The organism is Actinomycetota bacterium, from assembly GCA_040905475.1.
Taxonomy (GTDB): domain Bacteria; phylum Actinomycetota; class AC-67; order AC-67; family AC-67; genus DATFGK01.
Map to the genome: position 1 here is coordinate 23,890 of JBBDRM010000138.1, position 22,954 is coordinate 46,843.

At 68.6% G+C, this 22,954-nt stretch carries 25 protein-coding genes; 11 read left to right on the forward strand and 14 right to left on the reverse strand.

Going from position 1 to position 22,954, the window contains the following annotated elements:
• Positions 1-92: 92 nt before the first annotated feature.
• The 8 genes from WEB06_16790 to WEB06_16825 are packed head-to-tail and all read right to left on the reverse strand — an operon-like array spanning position 93 to position 9,182.
• Positions 93-878, reverse strand: coding sequence for a zf-HC2 domain-containing protein (locus WEB06_16790; GenBank protein MEX2557273.1), 786 nt, complete (start codon positions 876-878; stop codon positions 93-95).
• An 8-nt stretch (positions 879-886) separates the two neighbouring features.
• Positions 887-1,468, reverse strand: coding sequence for a sigma-70 family RNA polymerase sigma factor (locus tag WEB06_16795; GenBank protein MEX2557274.1), 582 nt, complete (start codon positions 1,466-1,468; stop codon positions 887-889).
• Positions 1,465-2,583, reverse strand: a complete 1,119-nt coding sequence (gene alr, locus WEB06_16800) for an alanine racemase (protein ID MEX2557275.1) — start codon at positions 2,581-2,583, stop codon at positions 1,465-1,467. Before alr ends, WEB06_16795 begins: the two co-directional genes overlap by 4 nt.
• A 5-nt stretch (positions 2,584-2,588) precedes the next feature.
• Positions 2,589-3,662 carry a peptidoglycan bridge formation glycyltransferase FemA/FemB family protein gene (locus tag WEB06_16805; GenBank protein MEX2557276.1) on the reverse strand — a complete coding sequence of 358 codons (1,074 nt, stop codon included), beginning with the start codon at positions 3,660-3,662 and terminating at the stop codon, positions 2,589-2,591.
• Between the two features lie 33 nt (positions 3,663-3,695).
• Positions 3,696-5,021: a hypothetical protein gene (locus WEB06_16810; protein MEX2557277.1), complete on the reverse strand. Its 1,326-nt coding sequence runs from the start codon at positions 5,019-5,021 to the stop codon at positions 3,696-3,698.
• Positions 5,022-5,029: 8 nt separating this feature from the next.
• On the reverse strand, positions 5,030-5,407 hold the full coding sequence (locus WEB06_16815; protein ID MEX2557278.1) for a hypothetical protein: 378 nt from the start codon (positions 5,405-5,407) through the stop codon (positions 5,030-5,032).
• Positions 5,407-7,125, reverse strand: coding sequence for a murein biosynthesis integral membrane protein MurJ (murJ, locus tag WEB06_16820; protein ID MEX2557279.1), 1,719 nt, complete (start codon positions 7,123-7,125; stop codon positions 5,407-5,409). The genes WEB06_16815 and murJ overlap by 1 nt, the downstream gene beginning before the upstream one ends.
• A 14-nt stretch (positions 7,126-7,139) precedes the next feature.
• Positions 7,140-9,182: a DUF6049 family protein gene (locus WEB06_16825; GenBank protein ID MEX2557280.1), complete on the reverse strand. Its 2,043-nt coding sequence runs from the start codon at positions 9,180-9,182 to the stop codon at positions 7,140-7,142.
• Between the two features lie 26 nt (positions 9,183-9,208).
• On the opposite strand from WEB06_16825, the gene WEB06_16830 reads away from it, so the two are divergent.
• Positions 9,209-9,568 (forward strand): sulfite exporter TauE/SafE family protein, encoded by a 360-nt coding sequence (locus WEB06_16830; GenBank protein MEX2557281.1) that lies wholly within the window; start codon positions 9,209-9,211, stop codon positions 9,566-9,568.
• Between the two features lie 10 nt (positions 9,569-9,578).
• A complete protein-coding gene (locus tag WEB06_16835; GenBank protein ID MEX2557282.1) occupies positions 9,579-9,965 on the forward strand; it encodes a sulfite exporter TauE/SafE family protein in 387 nt (128 codons plus the stop codon).
• A 6-nt stretch (positions 9,966-9,971) separates the two neighbouring features.
• Here the strand turns inward: WEB06_16835 and WEB06_16840 are convergent, their stop codons facing one another.
• Positions 9,972-10,493: a YbaK/EbsC family protein gene (locus WEB06_16840; GenBank protein ID MEX2557283.1), complete on the reverse strand. Its 522-nt coding sequence runs from the start codon at positions 10,491-10,493 to the stop codon at positions 9,972-9,974.
• A gap of 165 nt (positions 10,494-10,658) precedes the next feature.
• Here WEB06_16840 and WEB06_16845 point away from each other — a divergent pair, with 165 nt between their 5' ends.
• The 5 genes from WEB06_16845 to WEB06_16865 all read left to right on the forward strand — a co-directional run bounded on the left by WEB06_16845 (position 10,659) and on the right by WEB06_16865 (position 14,602).
• Positions 10,659-11,729: a type IV pilus twitching motility protein PilT gene (locus WEB06_16845; GenBank protein MEX2557284.1), complete on the forward strand. Its 1,071-nt coding sequence runs from the start codon at positions 10,659-10,661 to the stop codon at positions 11,727-11,729.
• 49 nt (positions 11,730-11,778) lie between these two features.
• A complete protein-coding gene (locus WEB06_16850) occupies positions 11,779-13,401 on the forward strand; it encodes an HDIG domain-containing metalloprotein (GenBank protein ID MEX2557285.1) in 1,623 nt (540 codons plus the stop codon).
• A 67-nt stretch (positions 13,402-13,468) separates the two neighbouring features.
• Entirely contained in the window at positions 13,469-13,813 is a 345-nt protein-coding gene (locus tag WEB06_16855) for a metalloregulator ArsR/SmtB family transcription factor (protein MEX2557286.1), read from the forward strand.
• A complete protein-coding gene (locus WEB06_16860) occupies positions 13,773-14,249 on the forward strand; it encodes an SRPBCC domain-containing protein (protein ID MEX2557287.1) in 477 nt (158 codons plus the stop codon). Before WEB06_16855 ends, WEB06_16860 begins: the two co-directional genes overlap by 41 nt.
• On the forward strand, positions 14,249-14,602 hold the full coding sequence (locus WEB06_16865; GenBank protein ID MEX2557288.1) for a VOC family protein: 354 nt from the start codon (positions 14,249-14,251) through the stop codon (positions 14,600-14,602). The genes WEB06_16860 and WEB06_16865 overlap by 1 nt, the downstream gene beginning before the upstream one ends.
• Positions 14,603-14,716: 114 nt before the next feature.
• On the opposite strand, the gene sodN is transcribed toward WEB06_16865, so the two are convergent.
• Positions 14,717-15,106, reverse strand: a complete 390-nt coding sequence (gene sodN / locus WEB06_16870) for a superoxide dismutase, Ni (GenBank protein ID MEX2557289.1) — start codon at positions 15,104-15,106, stop codon at positions 14,717-14,719.
• Here sodN and WEB06_16875 point away from each other — a divergent pair.
• Positions 15,105-15,611, forward strand: coding sequence for a S26 family signal peptidase (locus tag WEB06_16875; GenBank protein MEX2557290.1), 507 nt, complete (start codon positions 15,105-15,107; stop codon positions 15,609-15,611). The genes sodN and WEB06_16875 overlap by 2 nt on opposite strands.
• 1 nt (position 15,612) lies before the next feature.
• Here the strand turns inward: WEB06_16875 and WEB06_16880 are convergent, their stop codons facing one another.
• The 4 genes from WEB06_16880 to WEB06_16895 form a co-directional block, all read right to left on the reverse strand.
• Positions 15,613-16,515 carry a patatin-like phospholipase family protein gene (locus tag WEB06_16880; GenBank protein ID MEX2557291.1) on the reverse strand — a complete coding sequence of 301 codons (903 nt, stop codon included), beginning with the start codon at positions 16,513-16,515 and terminating at the stop codon, positions 15,613-15,615.
• Positions 16,516-16,670: 155 nt separating this feature from the next.
• Positions 16,671-18,251: an MFS transporter gene (locus WEB06_16885; protein ID MEX2557292.1), complete on the reverse strand. Its 1,581-nt coding sequence runs from the start codon at positions 18,249-18,251 to the stop codon at positions 16,671-16,673.
• Between the two features lie 15 nt (positions 18,252-18,266).
• Positions 18,267-19,442, reverse strand: coding sequence for an inositol-3-phosphate synthase (locus tag WEB06_16890; GenBank protein MEX2557293.1), 1,176 nt, complete (start codon positions 19,440-19,442; stop codon positions 18,267-18,269).
• A 12-nt stretch (positions 19,443-19,454) separates the two neighbouring features.
• Positions 19,455-20,024 (reverse strand): PadR family transcriptional regulator, encoded by a 570-nt coding sequence (locus WEB06_16895; protein ID MEX2557294.1) that lies wholly within the window; start codon positions 20,022-20,024, stop codon positions 19,455-19,457.
• Between the two features lie 269 nt (positions 20,025-20,293).
• Here WEB06_16895 and WEB06_16900 point away from each other — a divergent pair, with 269 nt between their 5' ends.
• The 3 genes from WEB06_16900 to WEB06_16910 are packed head-to-tail and all read left to right on the forward strand — an operon-like array spanning position 20,294 to position 22,929.
• Positions 20,294-20,650, forward strand: a complete 357-nt coding sequence (locus WEB06_16900; GenBank protein MEX2557295.1) for a DUF5318 family protein — start codon at positions 20,294-20,296, stop codon at positions 20,648-20,650.
• A 42-nt stretch (positions 20,651-20,692) separates the two neighbouring features.
• Complete coding sequence (locus WEB06_16905) at positions 20,693-21,382, forward strand: hypothetical protein (protein MEX2557296.1); 690 nt, start codon at positions 20,693-20,695, stop codon at positions 21,380-21,382.
• Positions 21,379-22,929, forward strand: a complete 1,551-nt coding sequence (locus tag WEB06_16910; protein MEX2557297.1) for a hypothetical protein — start codon at positions 21,379-21,381, stop codon at positions 22,927-22,929. The genes WEB06_16905 and WEB06_16910 overlap by 4 nt, the downstream gene beginning before the upstream one ends.
• Positions 22,930-22,954 lie beyond the last annotated feature (25 nt).

Consider the following 22,954-nt stretch of genomic DNA (forward strand, 5'->3'; position numbering starts at 1 on the left):
GGATTGTAACGCAGGGGGTTCGCCGGTCCTTCCCGAGCGTTGGCCCGAGCGTTGGCCCGAGCGTTGGCCCGGCGACCGGCGCGGTACTCGGGTCAGGCTTGCCCGAAGTACAGCACGGTGCAGTCGCCGCGAGCGACGACCCAGAGCTCGTACCGAGCGCTCGAGCGGAAGAAGAGAAGGTACGACGGCTTGCTCTCGAACGTCGCGATCTCGTAGCGGATCGGTTCGAGGAACTCCTGGGTCGAGCCGCGCACGACGCTCACGCAACGATCGATCGCCGCGCGGTCGTCGGCCGGTGCCGCGTACAAAGAGAAGGCCGTAACCCCAGGGGTAACCACTCTCGCCGTGTCACTCGTGACTTGGTTCTCGGTGGATCCGCCTCCGGCTCCCAGGGGGGCTGCGGCCGCCGCCGGCGTTCCCGCCGAGCGGCCGGTGATCCCCACGAGCTCGAGCAGCCGCCCCTGCGCGTCGATCGCGCTCAGGTTCTGACCCGACTGGTAGATCGGGACGTTCGATGCGCTTTCGCCTTGGAGGGCGCCGGCTGTTAGGTCCCGTGCCGGGTTGCTGCCGGGCAAAGTGACCGCTGCGAACACGATCGCGGCGGCCGCCACCGCTCCGGCCGCCCAGGAGACACGCTGCCACTTCCGCATCGGCGAGCGTGCTCTGCGGATCGCAGCCCTGAGCGCCCAGGAATCCTGGGGCGTCGGGATCGGTTCCGGAAGCGTCCGGAGATCGGCGAGGGTGGCTTGCAGCCCGAGCAGCGTCGCGCGGCACTCCGCGCAGGACGCCATGTGCACGTCGAGGCGCGCGCGGTCGGACGCGTCGAGCTCCCCGTCCAGATAGGGGGAGAGCAAGTCGAGCTCGTCGTGTGAGTTCATCGTCATTCCTACCTTAGAGGGCCGGGATCGCCGCTGGGTTCCGCCTCTCGCAGGTGCCCGAGCTGGCGCGCCAAGGCCGATCGAGCACGGTGGAGGCGGCTTTTGACCGTTCCGAGCGGTATCTCGAGCGCTGCGGCGCACTCCGCGTAGTCCAGGCCTTGGAGGTCGTGCAGGACGATCAGGGCTCGCTGGTCGGGTGGGATCAGGCCGAGCGCCCGATGCACCTCGCGCGCGCGGATCGACTCGATCGCCTCGGCCTCCGGGCCCGCCTCCGATGAGGCGTGCTCGGCCAGCTCGTCCATGCTCGAGTGGTCGCGCCGCCGGCGCTTCCGAACGAGATCAAGTGAAGCGTTCACGGCGACGCGGTGGAACCACGTGGAAAGCTGCGCGTCGCCTCGGAAGCCTTTGAGCGCGCGCAGCGCCGTGACGAAGACCTCCTGAGTCACGTCCCGCGCGTCCTCGTGATGGCGAACGACCCGGAGGGCGACCGCGAATACGCGGCGCTCGAATCGATCGACGATGGTGTCGAAAGCGGCGGGGTCGCCGTTGCGAGCCCGGTCGAGCAGTTCCTGATCGTCGGGGTCGGTCACGGGATGTACACGCGCTCGATGCCGGACGAAACGAGCAGTCGCCGTGCCGGCAGACGCGCGACCGAGCCCGGCCGCACGCCGGCGATCCCCTCCACGTCGACGGTCACTTCCTGCATCGCGATACGTCCCACGACCGGCGCCTTGCGGTCGCCGAACCACACGAATCGAGGCGACGGCCTGCGTCCGAGCGCAACCGCAGCGACCCGGCCGCCGAGCCGAGCGGCTTCGGTCATCGACTCGGAGCGAGCGGCGGGCTCGAGGCCGAAGCCATCCGCGTAGCCGATCGCGAGCGTCGCCACTCGCGTGGGAGCCTTCGCTCGCCACTCACCCCCGTACCCGACCGTCGCTCCGGCGGGAAGCTCACGCACCGACACCGCCGTAGCGTGCCATGCGAAAGGATCTTTCAGCGCGAAGGGGGCGTCGGCGCCGGCCGGATCCTGGCCGTACAGCAGCGTCCCCACCCGGACCATGTCGAGCCGCGCCGCCGGCAAGGTGATCGTTCCGGCGGAGTTCGCGGCATGCATGATCGCGCGCGGCGCGTAATTGCCGAGCGCCGCCCGCACGGCTAGGAATCGGTCGAGTTGCATCCGTCCGGACTGACCCGCAGCGTCTGCGAAGTGGGTCCAGATCCCCTCGAGCGAGAGGTCGTCGGAGCCGGCAACCCGTGAAGCGATCGCCGGGGCGTGCTCCGGCCTGATCCCGAGGCGGCCCATGCCGGTGTCGATCTTCATGTGGATCCGCGCCGGTCGTCCGGCGGCCTTCGCGGCCTCGGCGTACGGTTCCACGTCGGAGCCGTCGGCGAGCGCGAGCGCGCAGTTCATGGCGATCGCTTGCCGCAATGCGTCACGCGGGGGTGGGGCCAGCGCAAGGATGTCGGCTGCGACACCCGCGTCGCGCAGCATCCGCGCTTCCTCGAACCGCGTCACCGCGACCATGCGCGCGCCGGCGCGATGGAACAGGCTCGCGCACTCGACGAGGCCGCACCCGTAGGCATTCGCCTTGACGACGGCACATACCGCGGTGCCGGCGAGCTTCCGGACGGCGTCGAAGTTGGCCTGGAGCGCGCCGCGCGAGATCTCCACCCACGAGGTCCTGCCCGAACCGAGCCCTTCCATCGGGCTCAGTCTGCCGCTTCGGCGGCGCGTCCGCGGCGGATCCGCTTCAGGGTCTCGATCGCGAGGGGCGCGCCCAACCGCCACGCCCGGTACACGACGGGGCGGAGCGGCAGGTCGAACGTGCCGGCGTACTCGACGTAGCGCGCGCCGAACCCTTCCTTGAAGCGGTTGAGGCCGGCGAGGTGCTCCTCGGCGGGCTTGCCGTCTCTGATCGGCGACACGCCGCGGAAATCGTAGATCTTGTAGCCCTGCTCGCGGGCCCACCGGATCATGTGCCACTGCATGAGATGGTTCGGCATCACGTTGCGATGCTCATTGGAGGACGCGCCGTAGACGTAGGTGAGGCGCGGGCCGAAGCCCATGCAGAGGGCGCCGGCGACCGGCCGTCCCTCGAAGCGGGCGAGGAACATGGCGATGAGCCCCGCGGGCTCAAGGCAATCGAACAGCGTCTCGAAGTACCAACGGCCGCGGATCAGGAAGCCGTCACGCTTGGCCGTCGAGACGAGGAGATCGTAGAAGGCGGGCAGCTCGCCACGGCCGACCCGCGCGACCTCGACGCCCTTCCGCTCCGCGACGCGCACGTTGTATCGCCACTTCGAACGGAAACCGGCGAGCAGCTCGTCCGGCGTCGGCTCGAGGTCCAGGACCATCACCGCCTTCGGCTGCACGCCGCCGAACCCGGCTTCGTTCGACGTCACGAAACCGGCGCGTTCGAGTGTCTTCGCCTCAGCCGACCCCGACTCGATCGACGGATCGCATTTCAAGACGAACGCGCCGCCCGCTTGGTCGCGGATCGTGCGCACGAGCGCCTCGAGCGCGTCGGCGCTTGCTGCGTCGAACACCGGGCCGCGCGGCGCGTAGAGCAAGAGAGGCGCCCCCTTGATGGGCCGGCGTCCGAGGACCTGCGCGACGGCGAGCGTGCGATCGCCGTCCTCGACGATGAACCGGCGTGGCGCCCAACCCGAGCGTCGCTTCACCTCGCCCCACTCCCACGCCTGCAGGACGTCGGCGAGCGGAGAGGACGCCACGAATGTGTTGTACCGCTCGAGATCGGCGTCGGTCGCCACCCGGGCTTTCATCGCGGCGAGACTATACCCAGGGCGTGGGGGTACTTAGACCGGAGGCAGGAAGCGGATCTCGGAGACGTGAGCTCCGAAGGGGTATTCATCGTCCGCTCCGATCTCGACGAGCTCGGTGATCCACAACAGCCAGTAGCGAGCGGTCGGGTTCCCGTTGATGACGACGGGATCGCCGGTCGCCGTGAAGTCTTCGACGACTCGGAAGTCCTGTGCCTGGGCGCCTTTCGTGTCGGCCACCCGCCATTCCGCCTTCCACCCCGGGAAGGGGGTGTCGATCTCGATCCGAGCAACCGAGCGGGCCTGTCCCAGGTCGAACAGGAGGCCGACGCCCTTCTTCCTCCCGTCGAGGTTCGGGCCGCTGTACCCGACCGTGGACCAGAACGTGTCCTTGCCGTCGAGGACGAAGCCGGTTTGCTTCGGGTGCTCCTCGCCGTTGCCCGGCGGCGGGTCGAAGTCGTCCGCGGTCGCCTGATAGGCCGCACGCGAGGGAGGTGGGGAGGCGGTTCCGTCCCCATCGCCGCCGATCTGGATCGCCTTGGTTTGGACGAGGAAGATCACGGCGGCGACTCCGAGCCCGACGAGGAACAGCGCAGGGACCAGCCAGCGCGCCTCCTGACGGACGAATCCCGGGCCGCGCTCGACCGGCTCGATCGAGGTGAGTGGCCTGAGAACCCGCGTGAACTCCGCGAGGCTCGGCCGGACCGACCGGTCGCGCGCCAGGCCTCGGGCGAGGAGCGAGTCCACTTCCGGCGGGATGGAGCGGCGCGCGGTTCGCGCGGGAGGTGCGTCGGGCCCCGGCTCGCGACCGGTGAAGAGGCGGTACGCGATGGCGGCGAGCGCGTAGCGGTCGCGTTCCTCGTCGGTCGCTTCGCCGTTATGCCGGTACCCCTCGGAAGCCTGGTCGCCGAGTGCGGAGGCAACGGCCGTCCCAGTGAGCTTGGCGCGACCCTCTTCGTCGAACATGATGGTTTCGGGGCCGACGGCGCCGTGTGGGACGTTGTGCTCGTGGAGCGCGGAGAGCGCGCCGGCGAGCTGACATGTGACGGCTGCGGCGGCGGTGACCGGCAAGGCGCCGTCCTTACGATCGACGAGCCGTCCCCCGGGTGCGTGTTCGAAGACGATCCCCGGCGGATCGGCGCTCACGTCGTAGATCTGCGCGAGACCGGCGTGGGATACCGTCGCAGCCGCGGCAACCGCGTGCGTAACGGCTTCGCGGGCGGCTTCCGGGAAGGTCTGGATCAGGACCGGCCGGTCAAGGATGGTGTCGAGCGCGAGCCACGCCGGCCCGGCGACCCCATCCCACGCTCGGCGCTGCACGCGGTAGCGGCCGCCGATCATCGTGCCGGGCTCGACGATCATCTCAGACGTCAGGCGACGCCGCGCCGCCGGGTCGAGCGGGCCACCGCCCAGCCTTCGGTGACGCCGATGCGATGGACGAAGAGCGTCTTCGCGGGTTTGGACAACGTCACCACGACGGCCTTGCCGTTCTCGACGACGCTGAACGCCTCGAGGACCGCTCCCTTCGCCTCGGCGACATCGCGCGCGGCCTTCTCGGCCCCATCCTGGTTCTTCGTGGTCGAATACTCGTGTGCCGCGGCGGCGACCGCGTCGCCGGCGATGTCTTCGATCGTCACCTTGGCGACGACGATCGCTCCTGCCTCGAAGGCGACCAGCCCGAAGATGGCAAGTGAGATCACGAGCTTCAGCAGCCAACCAGTGATGATCCCGCCGCGTTCTGAGGTCATCACTCGATCCTCTCTCGTCGCGAGAAACGGCCGGTGACAATGCGCAGCAAGGGGTGGAACTCGTCGAGGCGAAGGAGTGCTGCCAAGGCTCCGTACAGTATAAGTGCCGCGGTTACGGCTCCTCCGACCTGAAGGATCTGTCCCCCGAGCGCTGCGGTGTCTGCCGTCCCGGCCACGCCCTTCGCGACGAGCCATGCGGCCGTAGCCGAAACCGCGGAGGCGAAGACGATCTTCATCGTGGAGGCGCCGATCCTCGCGCCGTCGAGCCCGCCGAGCTGCCGGCGAAGCACGACTCCTCCCAGGATCGCGGCGAAGATGTACGAGATCGCGTGTGCGAGCGCGAGGCCCGGCACGCCGCGCCACTCGTAGAACGGAAACGCGAGGGCGATGTTGAGCGCGACCGCGAGGCTGTTCACGATCCACGGGGTACGCGTGTCCTGCCGTGCGTAGCTGGCTCGCATCAGCTGCTGGAAGGCGGCGTAGCCCACGAGGCCCACCGCCATCAGCAGGAACGTGTCGGCGAATAGCTCCGTCGACCCCGCGCCGAAGACGCCGTGCTCGAGCAGCAGCCGGACGATGGGATGCGAGAGGACGATGAAGCCGGCGGCCGCCGGCGCGATGACGAACATCGTCGTGCGGAGCCCGAGCGACAGGTCGCGGCGGAACGCCTCCAGGTCTCCGCGTACGTGATGCTCCGATAAGGTCGGCACGAGGGCGGTGAACACGCTCACGGCGAAGATCCCGTACGGAAGCTGGTACAGGATGAACGAGCTCTGGAAGGCGGTGACGCCGCCGGTCACGCCGTTCGCGAGCGCGTACACGACCCACAACCCGATCTGGTTCACCACGACGTATGCGAGCGAGTACTTGGCCAGGTTTCCGACGTGACGGATCGCCGGGTTGCGATAGTCGAACTCGCGCGGACTGTACGCCCGATCCTTGAGGCGTAAGACGAACGGCCACAGGACGAGCGTCATCGTCATCACGCCGAGCGTCGTTCCGATCCCGAGCAGCAGCTTGTCGCCGGTCGTGAGGTCGAGCAGGTCCACCCGCTGGCTCGAGTGCTTCCAGCGGAACACGATGAACGTGGCCATCACGATCACGTTGTTGAGGATGGGAGCGAACATCGGCACCGCGAACTTGCGGTGGGCGTTCAACAGTCCGGTGAGGACGGCGCCGGCCGCGTAGAAGATCATCTGCGGCAGCAGGAGCCGCAACAGGAACGCACCGACCTGCTCCTGCTGGATGCGCAGGTCTGTGTCCGCCACGCGGAACGTGTAGATCTTGATGATCCATGGCGCGAGAAGGACGGCGATCGCGCTGATGACCGCCGCCACCGCGACGGCGATGTTCAGGATGGTAGACGCGAGTCGCCACGCCTCGTCCTTCGCCCGCGTCGTCAGATGCTGGACGAAGATCGGGACGAAGAGCGTCGCGAGTATCTCGCCGAGGATGAGCTGATACACGATGTTCGGCATCGTGTTGGCGAGGTTGTACGTGTCCGGCAGCTTGGTCTCGGCACCGCCGATGGCCCACGCCATGACGGCGAGGCGCAGGAAGCCGGTCAGGCGCGAGAGTGCCGTTCCGACGCTCATCACGGCGGTGGCGCGGGTCAGGGCGCGCGCGGACCCCTCTCCGGCATCCGCGCGCAGATCGATCTCGCCGGTGAGGGGGTCGGAGGCCGGGTCGGTGGGGGGCCCGGATCCCGGGAAGGCCATCGCGGCCGATGGTATCAGCCGAGCGGTTTGGCTTTCGGACGGCGGATGAAGGCCCGGCGCGCCCACGCACCGAGCAGGAAGAGGGCACCCCCGGCCGTCGCGGCGAACGTGACGGCGCTCACCGCGGTGGAGCGAACGAGGAGCTGCCCGGTGCCGATCTGACTCTCACCGTCGGCCGTCTCGATGCGGACGTCGATCGGGAACGAGCCCGCGGTCCGGGCCTCGAGCTCGAACGTCTCCGTGCTCAGCGTTTGCCGGTCGGGGTTCCCCTCGACCGTTACCTCGCGGATGTCGCCTCCGGGGAAGGCCACCTTCGCGGAGTCGAGCCGCACGCGGACCCGGATGGTGTACCCCGTGCCGTTCACGACGGTGACCGGCACGCGACCTCCCCGCGAGGTGAGCGTCACACGCCGGGGAGGAACCGTGATCGCGTTGAGGGTCGCCTCTGCGGTCGCGCGAACGGCCCGGGCGAAAGCCGTCGCGACGCGGGGCCTGAAGTCCGACGATTCGGCGATCAGGATCCTTCGATTCAGGTCTGCGACGAGGTCGGGCGCCTCGACCACCTTCTCGAGGATGTCGACCATGGGCCGCGCGCCCTTGGCCGCATCGAGGCGGGCCGGGATGGTCGGCTTGATCGTGTCCAGCCGCAACGGCTCGCCGGCCGGGGCAAGCGCGGGGTCGGTGATCACGCTCGTCGCCGTGCGCAGCCGGGCCCAGGGGGCCTGAGCAAGGGCGTCGAGCAATGGCCCGCTGACGGCCGGCGATGGCATCGTGTCGGTCGCGACGACGAGCGCGCGGGCAGGGGCGAGCCCGGGCACCTCGAAGTAGGACACGGCCGTCTCGGCGAGCACGCCCATCGCCGTCAGCACGGGATCCTCCGTCTGGGTTTGAAGTCGGTCGCGAACTGGATCGTCGAGGAGCAACGAGTCGAAGGATTGGCCGGACGAGCGCACCTCTTCCGGACGATCCGGGTGGCCGAAACGGCCCTCCGGGATCTCGCGCAAGACCTCTGGATCGAGGACGAGGACCTCGGCGCCGAGCGCCGAGAAGGTTCGCGCGCTTCGCGAGTCGGCCGTGTAGTTGGTGTTGGTGAACAACGTCGGGCTCGGCTGCCGCACCAGATGCCGGCCGACGCTCTCCCGGCCCGCCAGGACCTGCTGGCGTGCGTCGAGCGCCATGTCGGCCGCGACCAATGAGGCGAGGTCCGCCCTCGCGTACGGCACCGTCGCGATCTCGAAGGCCGGACTCGCGACGGCGACGCGCAGCCGTGCGAGAAGTTCTCCCGCCGCAACCGCGACCGGATCGGTTTCCGGAACCGGGTCGCGTTCCCCGTTCTCCAGTCGCGCCTCGAACCCGTTCGAGACGTCGGCCAGCTGGTCCGCGAGCAAACCCGTCGGCGCGAGCGTCAGACCGGCGCTCGGATGCCGCTCGAGGAGCTCGATGGTGCCGCGAACCGCGCCGCCCTCGAGCAGCTCGCGACCGAGCTGAGCCTTGTCGTAAGCGCCGCCCTCGTCCATCGCGGTGGCCCGGTGGATGGGGAGCACCCAGACGACGTTCAGTTGGCTCTCGGGTGCCTGGGCAAGGAAAATGAAAGCGCCGGAGCGTTCGGCGAGCGTCTGCACGCCCGACTGCACCTTGATCGCGAGCGGGTAGACACCGCTTCCCCCGCGGCCGGGCAAGAAGGCGGTCGCGAGCGAGCCGAGGTCACGCTGGATGGTGATCGTCGTGGTCCCGCCGGCAGCGAGGGGTTCGATCAGCTCCTCTGTCGTCTGGGCGAGGATCTCGCCTTGCGGCTCCCGGTCGAGTGCGACCCGCAGCGCCGAACGACTCCGGACGCGATCGCGGATGGTGAGGCGGATCGCGATCTCTTCCAACGGCGTCGTCCCCCCATTGGTGACCTCGAGCACGACCACGAGAGGGCGATCCGGTGCAGTCCACGGGGCGAACGATGCAAGGCGCACCGTTACGTCGTCGAGGGGTTGCGCCAGCGCGACCGGCGGCAAAACCGATGCCCCGGTCGCGAGAAGGACGAGGAAGAGGTTCCGGGGGCGGAGCACGACCTCGATGCTAGCATCCGCGGCATATGGCCTCCCGGCACACGCAGGCGGCGCTCGCGATCGGGTTCGCCGCAGGAGCTGCGTCCGGGCTGCTCGGGGTGGGCGGCGGGATCGTCATGGTCCCCGGCCTCGTGCTCGTCCTCGGTGCTACCCAGCACCGGGCCCACGCGACGTCGCTGGCTGCCATCGTCCCGATCGGCATCGTCGGCTTCGCCATCTTCGCCCTGCACGGTGAGGTGAACTACGCGATCGCCGGGCTGATGGTCCTCGGCGCGCTCATCGGGGCGCCGGCAGGCGCGCGCGCGATGTCGCGGGTCCCCGAACGCCCACTCATGCTGGTGTTCGCCGTCGTGCTCGTGGTGGCCGGCGTCCGGTTGCTCGTGTGAGCGCTCGGCGATGAGCCCGGCCGAAGCGCTGATCGCGGTCGCCGTCGGCGTGGTCGCGGGCGGCTATGCCGGACTGCTCGGGGTGGGCGGAGGCATCGTCATGGTTCCTGCGATGGTGCTGTTGCTCGATCAGCCTCAGCGCGTCGCCGAGGGGACGTCGCTCCTCGCGATCGTCGGTACCTCGTTCGTGGCCGCGCGGGCACACCATCGGAACCGACTGGTCCTCCCCCGGTGGGCAGGGTTGCTCGCGATGGGCGGCGTAGGGGGAGCCGTCCTGGGCAGCTTGGTCGCCGTGGCGTTGATCGAGGACGAGGCCGTGCTTCAGAAGATCTTCGGCGCGTTCCTGATCGTGATGGCGGCGTGGATCGCGGCGCCCCGCCGGGGCGCGCCGCACTGACCGCGCTCAGCCCGCGAGCAGGTTCGTTGCACTCGCACGCGACTCCTCGACCGGCTCGTCGAGCGTCTCCGCCAGCGGAGCGACCGTCGCTGCCGTCGCCCGGATGAGATCGTCGGCACGGAGAACGAGCATCACCCCGGGATCGCCTCCGGCTGCGTACAGGACGCCGGCCTGGGCGAGGGCCGCGTCGACGATCGCGCGTGAAGGGCTTTCATGTCCGACGGGCGGCAGCCATCCGGCCAAGAAGCCGGTGTGCTTGGTCACGCGCGAGGGTGTCGCCGGGCGGATGCGCGTTTCCCGAGATGTCCGGGCGACGTTGGCGACCGATGGGCAGACCCCCACCGGAACCAGGGCGAGCACGGGCCCGGTCTTGCCCTCGAAAAGCTCGGCCGTAACCACCTGAGATGGGAGCAGGTCGAGCAGAGCGGCGACCTCGTCGATGTTCCGCAGGGGTCGTCTGAGGCGATAGAACTCGTGCGGGATCTGTCGCTCGGTAAGGTAACGATGAACTTCGATGGAGCCGCGCATCGGGATTCTCCCCTGAGGTGGCGAAGCCATTGCTACCCGAGCGATGACCCCGCCAAACAGGACGCCGTAAAGCCCGAAGCGCTGATGGTCGAGATATCCCATACGGGAGCTACGGGGTCACCGGTTGTGATCGGCGGCCCGTTGCACCGCCGACGAGGGACGAAAATGGACATCGACGAGCTGCTGACGATCGCCGCCGAGCGTTTGGCGTCGGATCTTCACGTTCGGGCCGGCGGGCCGCCGTATCTGCGGATCGACGGCGAGCTTCAGCCGCTCGAGATGCCCGCGCTCGGTGCGCCCGAAGTCGAACGCATGGCTTTCGATCTCATGACCGAGGAGCAGGTCCGGAACTTCAAGCAAAGCAGCGAGGCCGATTTCGCGTACTCGCTTCCCGGCGTCGCGCGGTTCCGCATCAACGCGTTCCGGCAGCGTGGAGCCGTCGGCATCGCGATCCGCCGCGTCCTGCCGGGCTCGACGAGCTTCGAGGCTCTCGGCTTGCCGCCGGTCGTCGAGTCGCTCTGCGAGGAACGGCGAGGGCTCATCCTCGTAACGGGCATGACGGGCTCGGGGAAGACCACCACGACCGCCGCGATGATCAACCACATCAACGCCAACCGCCGCTGTCACATCGTCACGGTCGAGGATCCGATCGAGGTGCTTCACGTCGACAAGCTCGCGATCATAGATCAGCGCGAGGTGTTGATCGACACCACGGATTTCGCGACGGCTTTGAAGCACGTTGCGCGCCAGGATCCGGATGTGATCTTCATCGGCGAGATGCGCGACCCCGAGACGGTGAAGGCTGCGCTGTCGGCGGCAGAGACCGGCCATCTGGTCATCTCGACGCTTCACACGCTTGACGCGACCGAGACGGTGAACCGCGTTATCGACTTCTTCCCGCCGCACCAACAGATGCAGGCGCGACTCACGCTCGCGGGTACCCTCAAGGGGATCATCTCCCAGCGCCTGCTCGTCCGCTCGGACGGTGTCGGCCGGATCCCCGCCGTCGAGGTGCTGGTGGCCAACGGCCGCGTGTTCGACATGATCGTCAACCCCGACCAGACGCACATGCTCGAAGACATCATCCGTGAGGGCGACTTCTACGGCATGCAGACGTTCGACCAGCATCTCATCGCGCTCGTCGCAGACGGACGGGTTCTGCTCGACGAGGCCTCCGCGGCCGCCACGTCGCCGCACGACTTCGCGCTCGCGCTCCAGCAACGCGGCATCGCCTAACTCCTCCGGACGGGACGACGCCCCCAGCTATGCTGGAGGTGTGACCACCATCGACGTGTCGGCCGTACCGCGCGTCGCCCTCGATCTCGCGGACAAGCTCGGCCGGACCGGCCGTTCGCTGTTCCTCGTCGGAGGGTCGGTTCGCGGGCTCGTCAAGGACGCGCTGTCCGGCGACCTCGACTTCGCCACCGATGCTTCACCCGAGGAGGTCCTGGAAACGGTGAGCGGCTGGGCGGAAGGCACCTGGACCGTGGGGATCGAGTTCGGCACGGTCGGGCTTATGAAGGATGGGCACCGGCTCGAGATCACGACCTTCCGCGGCGACCGGTACGACCCCGCGTCGCGGCACCCGAAAGTGTCGCGGGTCTCCACCATCGAGGACGATCTCGCGCGCCGCGACTTCACGATCAATGCGATGGCCGTGAAGCTCCCGGAAGGTTCTTTCATCGATCCATTCGACGGCCGCGGTGACTTGGATGGCGGCCGGCTGCGTACCCCGCTGTCGCCCGAGGAGTCCTTGGCCGACGACCCGCTCCGGATGCTCCGGGCAGCACGGTTCGTCGCGCAGCTCGGTGTGACGCCGGCGCCCGAGCTGGTGGATGCGATGCGCGCGCAGCACGAGCGCTTGAAGATCGTGTCGGGCGAGCGGGTCCGCGACGAACTCATCAAGATCATCGCGGCGCCGCATCCGTCGGAGGGTCTCGACCTCGCCGTCGAGACCGAGCTCGCCGAGGAGTTCCTCCCAGAGCTCCCCGCGCTGCGGCTCGAGCAGGACCCGATCCATCGGCACAAGGACGTCTACCGCCATTCGCTCGCCGTGATGGAGAACCTGATGGCTGCCGTCATCGACGGCGAACCCGACATCGATCTGCGGCTCGCCGGACTGCTGCACGACATCGGCAAGCCGGCGACGCGACGGTTCGGACCGGACGGCGTCTCGTTCCACCATCACGAGGTGGTCGGTGCGCGTATGGCCGAGCAGCGCATGCGCGAGCTCCACTTCCCTTCCGAGAAGATCCGCGACGTCGGTTCGCTGATCGAACTCCACCTCCGCTTCCATTCCTACCGCCCGGACTGGCGCGACATGGTGATGCGCGTGGTCTCCGAGCACGGCTTTCCCGAGGACGCTGCGCGGGAGATCGGCCGCATCGTCGCTCGCGCCGAGCTCGAGTATCGCAACGCTCCCGCGCTCGTCGAAGACGTCGCGTCGCGGTTGGCGAAGGCCGGCTACGACGACGCGACCGCGGCGACCGTGCGCGACGCCATGGCGCTTCGTCAGAAGTTGTTCGGCGCGAAGCCGGGATGGAAAGACTCGGCCGTGCGACGCTACGTGCGCGACGCGGGCCCGCTGCTGCCGCGGCTGAACGCCCTGGTGCTTGCCGACTGCACCACTCGCAACGAGAACAAGGCCAAACGGCTCCGGCTCGCCATGGCGTTGTTCGAAGCGCGGATCCGCCGGCTGGCAGAGGAAGAGAACATCAAGCAGATGCGTCCCGCGCTCAACGGGGACGAAGTGATGACGCACCTTGGGCTCCCGCCTGGCCCGGTCGTCGGTGCGGCGCTCCGCTACCTGATGGAGGTCCGCTTGGATCGCGGCGAGATCCCCAAGGAGGAAGCGGAGCAGTTGCTCGACACCTGGGTGGTAGAGCAGAACCCGGCCAAGGGTTCCTGAGGGTCTCGCATGATCCCTCTCCCGGGGGCTTGACACCGTATTTAAGGTTTGACTTAAATAAGGCCGTATGGAGTCCGCGCTGAGAGCCATCGCCGAGCCACGCCGCCGCGAGATCCTGCGGCTGGTCTGGGATCGGGAGCTTCCGGCCGGACAGATCGCTTCACACTTCGACGTGTCGCACGCGGCCGTCTCGCAGCACCTGCGCGTTCTGCGAGAGGCGGCGCTCGTCACGGAACGGAGGGAGGGGACCCGTCGCTTGTACCGGGCCAGTCCGGAAGGCTTGGGCGAGCTTCGAGCGTTCCTGGAGTCCTATTGGGACGAGGGACTGCAGCGCTTGAAGGTTGCGGCCGAACGCGAGGAGAGGAGGAAGCGTGCCCGAAGCAGAGCAACTCGTCGACGTCGTCGTCCGTGAGGTGACGATCGACGCCAGCCCGGAAACCATCTTCCCGTTCTTCACCGATCCCGAGAAGATGATTCGGTGGAAAGGCATCGACGCGAAACTCGACCCGCGACCCGGCGGGATCTATCGCGTCGATGTGACCGGCCGGGACGTCGCGCGTGGCGAATACGTCGCCGTCGAGCCCAACACCCGGGTCGTGTTCACGTGGGGCTGGGAGAGCCCCGAGAGTCCGGTACAACCCGGCACCAGCACGGTGGAGATCACGCTGCGCCCCGAGGGATCGAAGACGGTCGTCCGGCTCGAGCACCGTGATTTCCCGTCCGTCGAAGCAGCCACCGCGCACGTCGATGGCTGGGATCACTTCCTCGAGCGGCTCTCGATCGTCGCCGCCGGCGGAGATCCCGGAGTGGACCCCTGGATGCTCGCATCCGAAGAAGGAGGAAGATGATGGGCAACGCAGTCACGCACTTCGAGATCAACGGCGCCAACGGGAAGGCACTCGGCGAGTTCTACGCCAAGGCGTTCGACTGGCACGTCGACGACAACAACCCGATGAACTACGGCATGGTCGACACCCACGCCGGCAAGGGCATCAACGGCGGGATCGGTCAGCCCCCGGACGGGAGCAGCGGGGTCACCGTCTACATCGAGGTGGACGACCTCCAAGCCGCCCTGGACAAGATCGAAAAACTCGGCGGCAAGACCGTCAACCCGCCGATGGAAGTTCCCGGCGCCGGCATCTCCCTCGCGCACTTCGCCGACCCCGAAGGCCACGTGATCGGCCTCTCCAAGGGAATGTAAGAAGGAACCTGGGGTTGTTCTGACGGTTAGAGCGGGGCCCGGCATCCGCCTTCCCGAATCCTAGAGCGCTTGCGGATGAGGGAAGGTGCGTGCCGGGCCCCGCTCGTACGTCAGCTAACCCTTCTTGGTTTCTTTGAAGACCTTGTCGATCTCGGCGATCAGGTCCAGGAGTTTCTGGCCTTGGGCGGGGTCCACGGACTTCTTGGCGGCTCCGGCTTCTTTGGTAGCGTTCCAGAAGAGGTCGTGGAGCTGTGGGTGCTTCTGGAGGTGCTCGGGCTTGAAGTAGTCCGTCCAGAGGATCCAGAGGTGTTCTTTGACCATGTCGGCGCGTGCTTCCTTGATGGTGACTGCGCGCTCGCGGAAGACCGGGTCTTCGTTACCCTGGTATTTCTCCTGGCAGGCCTTTACCGATTCGGCTTCGATGCGGGCTTGCGCGGGGTCGTAGACGCCGCACGGGAGATCGCAGTGGGCGCGTACGACGCGCGTCGGGCTGATCCATCGCATGACCATCGCCGTCCTCCTTCGCTGGTCGTTACCGCTGACGCGGCAGGTATACCATCCCCCACCGGCCATGACGCAACCACGCAGGCGAGGTCGATATCGGGGAGGTGCGCTCCTCGCCGGCGTCATCGCGTGTGCGCTCGCGCTGCGGCGGGCGCGCTGGGCGCCGGTTCTTGTCGAAGGTGATTCGATGGAGCCGACCTTGCCCGCCGGCTCGCTCGTCGCTGTGTCGCCGGTGCGAGGCGAACCATCGTATGGGGCCGTCGTCGTGGTGCGGCGGCCCGACGGCTCCGAGCATCTCAAGCGCATCGTCGGGACGCCGGGCGACCGGGTTCGTCTCGAGACGGGCGAGACCACGCTGGGCCCCGGCCGGTTCGCGATCGCGGGTGACAACCGGTCGCGCTCGACGGACAGCCGCCACTACGGGCCGGTGACTCGCGGGGAGGTCGTGGCCGTGGCGCGGGCGTGCTACTGGCCGCCGCGGTCCTGGCGGTTGTTATACCGATGAATCAGGCGTTCGCGCCGGCGGCCTCGACGCCGCGCGGCGCGGCGAGGAACTCCGCCGACATCGACCGCGCACGTTCGATCAAGCGGGCGCTCTGCGACGGATCGTTGTAGCCGATGTAGCCCGGATCGAACGTCGGCATCATCACGATCTCGGCTCGGTCGGCGTACTGGATGAGATCCTGAGGAACACGCGCGCGACGGGAATGCGCGAAGGCTTGCACGAGAACGTCGAGCGGTCGCCGGATCGGACGCTGGCCGCCGGTTGCGGTGCCGCACGTGAGGACGTATATGCGTTTCGCTCCGAGCGATATGGCTTGCGAGATCGGAACGTTGTTCACGACGCCGCCGTCGATGTAGAGCTCGCCGTCGATCGCCACCGGCGGGAAGATCCCGGGCAGCGCGGTCGACGCGAGGATCGCGCGCATGAGCGATCCGCTGGAGAACCAGTGCTCCTCGCCGGTGCGGAGGTTCGTCGCGGAGATCCACACCGGGATCTCGGTCTCCTCGAACGTCGCGGCGTGGAGGTTCTCCACCAAGCGCCGGATCCCGGTGTTCGGATGGATGTGGTCGCCGCGGGAGACGATGTTCCATGCTCGCGCCACGCGGCTTCCCGGGAAGATGTCTTCGGTCTTCAGCGCGCGCCACACCTCTGCGAGGCGGGCGGCGCCTTCGGGGGTCGGATCTGCCGCGACGGCGGCGGCGTTGAGTGCGCCGACCGAGGTTGAGACGAGTACGTCGGGACGGATGCCGGCGTCGATGAGCGCTTGCATCTGTCCGACTTGGGCGGCTCCGAGGACACCGCCGCCGGACAGAACGAACGCGACGGTCGGCTTGCGGCGTGCTCTCGCCCGATCCGATGCCCTCCCTCGAACACGGACCGTGCGGACGTAATCGGTGAGCCGCATCCCGCTACTCCTGCCCTCTCCAACGACCTCGGTACGGTGGAGATGCGCTGGAGACCCCGAACGGGCCATCTGGAGGTGGCCCGTCCAGGCCTTCCCCAGTGCCCGTTCGAGGAAGCCTTTCGACGGGTGAGTCGGGTCCTCCTGCCGGGATCCGGTCAGGTGGGACGCTCGTCCCGGATAGGCGTTTCGGACATCACTCGTTCGACTTCCCAGAGCGAAGAAGGTTCCACATGTGCCAGCCGGACCCGAGCGCCGCCGATCCGGACGACGAACACGCGCCGGCGCTCGCCGCCCCGCTCGACGACGGCCCGCCATTCCACCTCGTCCACGGGGACCTCGCGGCCACCGATCACGACCGCGCGCGGCTCCTCGTCGGCGCGGGATCCCTCGTACGCGCGCACGGTCACCATCTCGCCGGCGAGCAGAGAGAGGCCGGACCCCCGGCCCGGTGCGTTCGAACGCTTGCGTCTGCGCACGTCCACGATCCTACGCGCCCACGCGAGCAGTCCCGCGGAGGTGAAGAGATAGCCGAGCCCCACCGCGACAAGGATCGCGTCGAGTCGCGCTCCGGCTTCGATCGCGAGGGCCGCGGCGCCGGTTCCGGCCACCCGAGCCACGTTGAACAACAGGTCGTAGACGGCGAACGCGCGCCCCCGGAACTCGTCGGGCATCTCCTCCTGGACGATGGTGTCGACCGGGATCTTCGCGAACGCGTACGACAGGCCGACGATCGTCGCCGCGGCGATCATGCGTCCCCGCGTGAGCGATGTCGCCGACACCAGCACCCCGACCGATCCGATCGCGAAGGCGATCGGCACGATGAACTCCTCGCGTACCCGCCGCGCGATCAAGGGAACGACCACCACCCCGATCCCGAGGCCGATCCCGACGGCGCCGAGCAACGTGGCAACCGATTCGACGCCGAGGCCGAGGCGCGAGAGGAACACGACCGTCGTCGCTCCCGTGGTGGCACCGACGAACAGCTGCCCCAACCCGACGGCGCTCAGGGCGAATGGGACACGTCGGCTGTCGCGGACGCGCCGGAGGCCCTCGACCATCTCGGAGAGGATGGCGCGCACCTCCTGCACGAGCGTCCCGTGGTCGTGCGGCACGTGCTTTTGGATCGGCAGTCTTCGCGCGAGCACCCCGGCGGCCGCGAAAGCGACGGCGGCGACGAGTGCGGCGCGCGCCCCCCCGAACGCCGCCGCGGTCGCGGCCCCCAAACCGAGTCCGGTCACCGTAGCGAGGCTTCCTCCGGTCGCTGCGACCGAGTTGGCGACCAGCAGATCGCGTTCGGGAACGAGCGAAGGAAGCACCGCGGACATCGTCGCGAGGAAGAGCCGGTTCACCGAGAGCACCACCAGCGTGATCAGGAAGAAGACCGGCGACTCGTCGTTTCCGAAGATCGTCAGCGGCAACAATGCGGCCAAGCCCGCTCGGAAGAACGGGGTGTGGGCGAGGATCTTGCGGCGGTCCCATCGGTCGATGAACACGCCGACGAACGGAACCACGGCGCTGAAAGGGATGAGCGTGATGGCGACGAGGGCGGTGAGCTTGAGCGCCGGGTTACGACCGGGATCGTCGAACAGCAGGAGATCTGCCGCCGCAAGCTGGAAGAGCCCGTCGCCGATCTGTGAGGTGACCCGCGTGAGGACGAGACGGCGGAACCCGGAGGAGGAAAAGACCTCGCGGACGCGCTGCCGGGTCGTCCGGCCGGCTTCCGCCGGCCCGATCAACGTTGCCGTCGCTTGTTAGGAGCGGTCGGCGAGCCGCGCCGCCGCGGTGACGTGCGGCATCGACCCGTTCCCGTTCGACCCGTTCCCGTTCGAGCTGTGGATGGGCGTCTGCGCAGGCTTGATGTAGGCCTCGACCATCTGCTGTGCGACGTCGTCCGGGTACTGGACCGGAGGCGACTTCATGAAGTAGGCGGAGGGTCCGATGAGCGGCCCGCCGATGCCGCGGTCGAGCGCCACCTTGGCGCACCGCACGGCGTCGATCACGATACCCGCCGAGTTCGGCGAGTCCCAGACCTCGAGCTTGAGATCAACTACGAGCGGGACGTTGCCGAATTCGCGGCCCTCGAGCCGGATGTGCGCCCACTTGCGGTCCTGCAGCCAGGGGACGTGATCGGACGGGCCGATGTGGATGTCATCTTTGCTGAGCGTGCGGCGCATGTTCGACGTGACCGACTGCGTCTTCGAGATCTTCTTCGACTGCAAGCGCTCACGCTCGAGCATGTTCATGAAGTCCATGTTCCCGCCGAAGTTGAGCTGGTACGTGTGGTCGAGGTGCACGCCGCGGTCTTCGAACAGCTTCGCGAGCGAGCGGTGGATGATCGTCGAGCCGACCTGACTCTTGATGTCGTCGCCGACGATCGGAAGCCCGGCGGCGCGGAACCGGTCTGCCCACTCCGGCTTGGAGGCGATGAACACCGGGATGCAGTTGACGAAGCCGACGCCGGCTTGCAGGGCGGCCTCCGCGTAGAAGCGGGTCGCGGCCTCGCTCCCGACGGGCAGGTACGAAACCAGCACATCGGTGTTCGAGTCGCGCAGCGCCTGCGCCACGTCGACGGGCGTCGTCGGGGACTCTTCGACCATCTCGCGGTAGTAGTGGCCGAGGCCGTCGAGGGTCGGGCCTCGAAGAACCTCGACACCGAGAGGCGGAACGTCGGCAAACTTGATCGTGTTGTTCGGTTGGGCTGCGATCGCCTCAGAGAGGTCGCGCCCGACCTTCTTCGCGTCGACGTCGAAGGCGACCGAGAAGTCGATGGCACCGACGTGATACCCCGCCAGGTCGACATGCATCAGACCGGGGACGTCATCCTCGGGGTCGGCGTCCGCGTAGTAGTGAACGCCCTGGATGAGTGCGGACGCGCAATTGCCCACCCCAGCGATCGCGACGCGCACCCTCTTCGTTCCATTCCTCATTAGCGGCTCCCCCTATCGAGCGCCCTCAGGCGTCGGCGCGGCGGCGTTGGTCCCGTTCCCGTTCCCATTTCGCCGCTCGGCCTCGAGCATGTCATCGAGCCAACGGATGTCGTGCTCGGCCTCGGTGACGCCGTAGCGCATGACCTCGACCGTGTACCCATCCATCTTCTCTTTCACGTTCTTGAGCGAGGCCGCCATCTTCTGGAGCCTCCCTTGCAGGTACCCGCGCCTGCTTTCCATCAGCCGCGTGCGGGCCTCGGGCTTCATGTAGCGGAAGAAGGCGAGCCGGAGCATGAACGCGTTGCGTTCCTCGGTCACCGAAGGGCCGGACTCCTCGAGCAACGTCTCGAAGAGGCTCTCCCCGGCCGGCGTGATCCGATAGACGTTCTTGCGTCGCGACGTCTCGCCCTTGGGCAGTTCGGTCTCGACGGCGCCCTCTTTCGCGAGGCGTTTCAGCGTCGGGTAGAGGGAGCCGTAGGAAAAGCGTCCGAACGGCCCAAGCTGCTCCGCGAGACGCTGCTTCAGCTCGTACCCATGCATGGGCTTCCCCTTGAGGAGACCCAGCAGTCCGAGTTCCAGCATCGTTTCGCGCTCCTGATCGGGTATCGGACGGACCGGTCGAACCTGTCGGCCCGTGGCCACTCTATGTAGCGGCCCGATATATCGGTCCGATATATCGCTCCGATATTGTGCCGGGGCCCCAGGGGGGTGTCAAGCTAGGCGGGCCCGGCCCTGGATGCGCTCGAACTTCTCGAAAGAGAACCCGGCGGGGGCCCCCCGGCCCAACCCTGAAGTTCCGGGAACGAACCCTTCCAGACCGTCGGGGCCGCGAAGTACAATGCCGCATCTCCATGGCGACGATCGACTACCGGATGGCGAAGCGTGCGACGCTTCGCCAGCTTCGTACGGGCATGGTGTCGCGGATCGACGTGTGCGACGCACACCCAGAGCTCATCCGCGCCGCGCGCCACATCGGCGAGCAAACCACCGAGCAGTGCCCGGTGTGCGGGAACACGGGACTCCGTCTCGTCCTGTACACCTACGGCAAGGATCTGAAGCGCCACAACGGGTGGCCCCGCCGAGCCGCCGAGCTCCGGGAGCTACGCGGTCAGGTGAACGAGTTCGTCTGCTACGTCGTCGAGGTTTGCATCGATTGCTCCTGGAACCACCTGGTTCGCAGCTTCGTCACCGGCCGTCGCGCCGGGTAGGCATCCCTTCGCAGCCTCCTCCTTGCTCTTAGACTTGCGCGCGTGAGCGTTCGCTCGCGGGTCGCCTTCGCCACGGGTGTCGCCGCCGCCGTCGGGGCGGCGCTGCTGCTCTCCGGCCGGTTCGAGGGCAGCGTCGTTCTCGCGCTTCTTCTCGCGTTCTCGATCCGGACCGCCTCGCTCGCGGCGCTCGTCGACGCGGGTCCCATACTGGCTGCGGATGCGCTGCGGGGTCTCCGCGGGCGTGTGTGGCTCGCGCCGGTGTGGACGCTCACGGCCGCGGCGGCGGTCGCGCGTGCCGGCTCGCCCGAGCTCGACGGACTGCGTGGGGCGAACGCGGTCGCGGGATCGGCGCTCGCATACGGCCCGGTGATCACGGTCGCAGGTTCGTGGCTCGCGCTCGGGGCGGCGATCCTCGCGCTTATCACGTGGGTGGAGCTCGGCGCCGAGACCGCCGGGGCTGCTCCCGGTCGCGTGGAGGCGCCGTCTCCCGTGAGGATGCTCGACGCCATCGGCGTCCTCGCGGAAGCGGCGCTCGTCGTCACTTTGTTCCTCGGACCCCAGATCGTCGACGGTCCCGAAGCCGCATGGTGGGTCGGCGGAATGATCCCGCTGGCGGCCGCCGCGTGGTACGCGCGGCGCGTCAGGCTGCCCGACATCGCCTATCTACCGGCCCTTCCGGCCTCCCTCGCCGCCGTCGGCCTTGGGCTCGTCCTCGTCGGTGGCGCGCCGTGAGCGTTCCACTTCTTGTCTTGCTGCTGGCCCCGCTCGTTGGGGCGGTCGCGGCGATCGCATTCGCCGAAGTTCCCACCCAACGGCGCGCACTCGTCGCGGTGTGCAGCGCGGCGATCCTGGGAGGTGCGGCGACCGCGTTGGTGCGCTCGGCCGCCTCAGAGGCCGTCGCGTGGCGCGGATTCGCGTCCGACGCTTGGACGGCGTTGCTCTCCCTGGGAGCGGTCGCTTCCATCGTTGCCGGCATCGCGCGCGCCGGCGGCCGACGCCGGCCGGCACCGACGGAAGCCGTCCTATTCGCAGCCGCCGCGGCCGGCGTCGCGCCGCTCCTCGTGCGCGAGGTTCACCTCCTCGCCGTCACGCTGCCGGTGAGCACGCTCGCGTTCGCGTGCGCGGCGGTCGTCTCGTCGCGTCGGGAGACGCTTGGGCTCGCGCACCGCCGCGCGATCGCGGCTCTGGCGCTCTCCGATGTCGCGGCGCTTCTCGCGATCGGCACGGCCGTGTCCTCGGGGACGAAGCTTCCTCCGGATCTGTCGATCACCGCCGGCGCGCTGCTCCTCGGAGCGGTCGCGCTTCGCCTCGGCCTCGTTCCGCTGTGGTGGGGAGCCGGCGACGCATCGCGTGCGGACCCGGTGATCGCGGCGATCTGGCTGGGGCCGATACGCGCACAAGGTCTGCTTCTCGTCCCCGCCGCCGTCGCGGCCGGGCGCGGCGTGGCCTACGCTGCCGCGGCGGCCGCGGCCGCTACAGCATCGCTCTTCTCCGTACGAGCGCTCCGCAACCCAGATCTCGGTCCGGCGGCGACGGTGGGCGTGTCGCTCGCGGTGCTCGGGATCTCCTTGGGGGGGCCGGTGGCGCTTTGGGGTGCGATCCTTTGCATCGCGGCGGCCTTCGCCTCGGTACCGGCCTGGTTCGCCGGAAGAGCCGCGCGTGAGTCGATCCGTCCGACGGTCGGCGTCCTTCCCGCCGGCGCGATGCTCCCCGGTGCGGTGTTGGTGGTGGCGGCGACGTTCGAGGCAGCCGTGGTGCGCCCGGCGTTCCTCGCGTTCGCGCTGCCGGCACTGGCGGCGACGCTGGTCCTGGCCGCCGCCGTGTCGGCCGGCATCCCCGGCCGAGGTCTCCATACGCGCGCACGCGGTGATCGACCTGCGGCGGCGCTCTGGGGTTGGTTGTCGGTCGCCGCCGCGACGGCACTGGCGGCGCTGCCGGTTCGAGCCGTGCATGGGCTCGCGTTCCCGGTCTCCGACGCGCTCGGCGTGGGGCGTCTCCTTCGCGTCGGCGCCGAACCCGGGGTCGCCGAGGATCTGGCGATCGTGATGGTGGCCGTCGCGGTGCTCGCCTTCCTCGTGGGGCCGGGCCGCGCGGGATCGGGCGGCCCACCGGCCGGCTCGCCCCGGACGCCCCCTCGAAGGTTCGCGCTTCTTCCGGCTCGCCTGCCGCTCCCGATCGCCGAGCGCGAGTGGTCGATCGCGGCTACGGTTCTGATGGCCGCGTCGATCGGGATCGCGATCCGGGTCTACATCGTGGCGTCCGGACGAGGCTTCCTGTGAGGGCTGGGGTTCGGCTCCGGAGCGT

What these genes read in the sequence shown, in the direction of transcription:
- WEB06_16855 (MEX2557286.1), top strand. Translation starts at nt 13,469, where the DNA reads ATGGAGTCCGCGCTGAGAGCCATCGCCGAGCCACGCCGCCGCGAGATC.
- WEB06_16790 (MEX2557273.1), bottom strand. Translation starts at nt 878, where the DNA reads ATGAACTCACACGACGAGCTCGACTTGCTCTCCCCCTATCTGGACGGG.
- WEB06_16890 (MEX2557293.1), bottom strand. Translation starts at nt 19,442, where the DNA reads ATGAGGAATGGAACGAAGAGGGTGCGCGTCGCGATCGCTGGGGTGGGC.
- WEB06_16895 (MEX2557294.1), bottom strand. Translation starts at nt 20,024, where the DNA reads ATGCTGGAACTCGGACTGCTGGGTCTCCTCAAGGGGAAGCCCATGCAT.
- WEB06_16810 (MEX2557277.1), bottom strand. Translation starts at nt 5,021, where the DNA reads ATGATCGTCGAGCCCGGCACGATGATCGGCGGCCGCTACCGCGTGCAG.
- WEB06_16815 (MEX2557278.1), bottom strand. Translation starts at nt 5,407, where the DNA reads ATGACCTCAGAACGCGGCGGGATCATCACTGGTTGGCTGCTGAAGCTC.
- WEB06_16900 (MEX2557295.1), top strand. Translation starts at nt 20,294, where the DNA reads ATGGCGACGATCGACTACCGGATGGCGAAGCGTGCGACGCTTCGCCAG.
- WEB06_16805 (MEX2557276.1), bottom strand. Translation starts at nt 3,662, where the DNA reads ATGAAAGCCCGGGTGGCGACCGACGCCGATCTCGAGCGGTACAACACA.
- sodN (MEX2557289.1), bottom strand. Translation starts at nt 15,106, where the DNA reads ATGCGATGGATCAGCCCGACGCGCGTCGTACGCGCCCACTGCGATCTC.
- WEB06_16830 (MEX2557281.1), top strand. Translation starts at nt 9,209, where the DNA reads ATGGCCTCCCGGCACACGCAGGCGGCGCTCGCGATCGGGTTCGCCGCA.
- WEB06_16875 (MEX2557290.1), top strand. Translation starts at nt 15,105, where the DNA reads ATGACCATCGCCGTCCTCCTTCGCTGGTCGTTACCGCTGACGCGGCAG.
- WEB06_16835 (MEX2557282.1), top strand. Translation starts at nt 9,579, where the DNA reads ATGAGCCCGGCCGAAGCGCTGATCGCGGTCGCCGTCGGCGTGGTCGCG.
- alr (MEX2557275.1), bottom strand. Translation starts at nt 2,583, where the DNA reads ATGGAAGGGCTCGGTTCGGGCAGGACCTCGTGGGTGGAGATCTCGCGC.
- WEB06_16840 (MEX2557283.1), bottom strand. Translation starts at nt 10,493, where the DNA reads ATGCGCGGCTCCATCGAAGTTCATCGTTACCTTACCGAGCGACAGATC.
- WEB06_16880 (MEX2557291.1), bottom strand. Translation starts at nt 16,515, where the DNA reads ATGCGGCTCACCGATTACGTCCGCACGGTCCGTGTTCGAGGGAGGGCA.
- WEB06_16865 (MEX2557288.1), top strand. Translation starts at nt 14,249, where the DNA reads ATGGGCAACGCAGTCACGCACTTCGAGATCAACGGCGCCAACGGGAAG.
- WEB06_16845 (MEX2557284.1), top strand. Translation starts at nt 10,659, where the DNA reads ATGGACATCGACGAGCTGCTGACGATCGCCGCCGAGCGTTTGGCGTCG.
- murJ (MEX2557279.1), bottom strand. Translation starts at nt 7,125, where the DNA reads ATGGCCTTCCCGGGATCCGGGCCCCCCACCGACCCGGCCTCCGACCCC.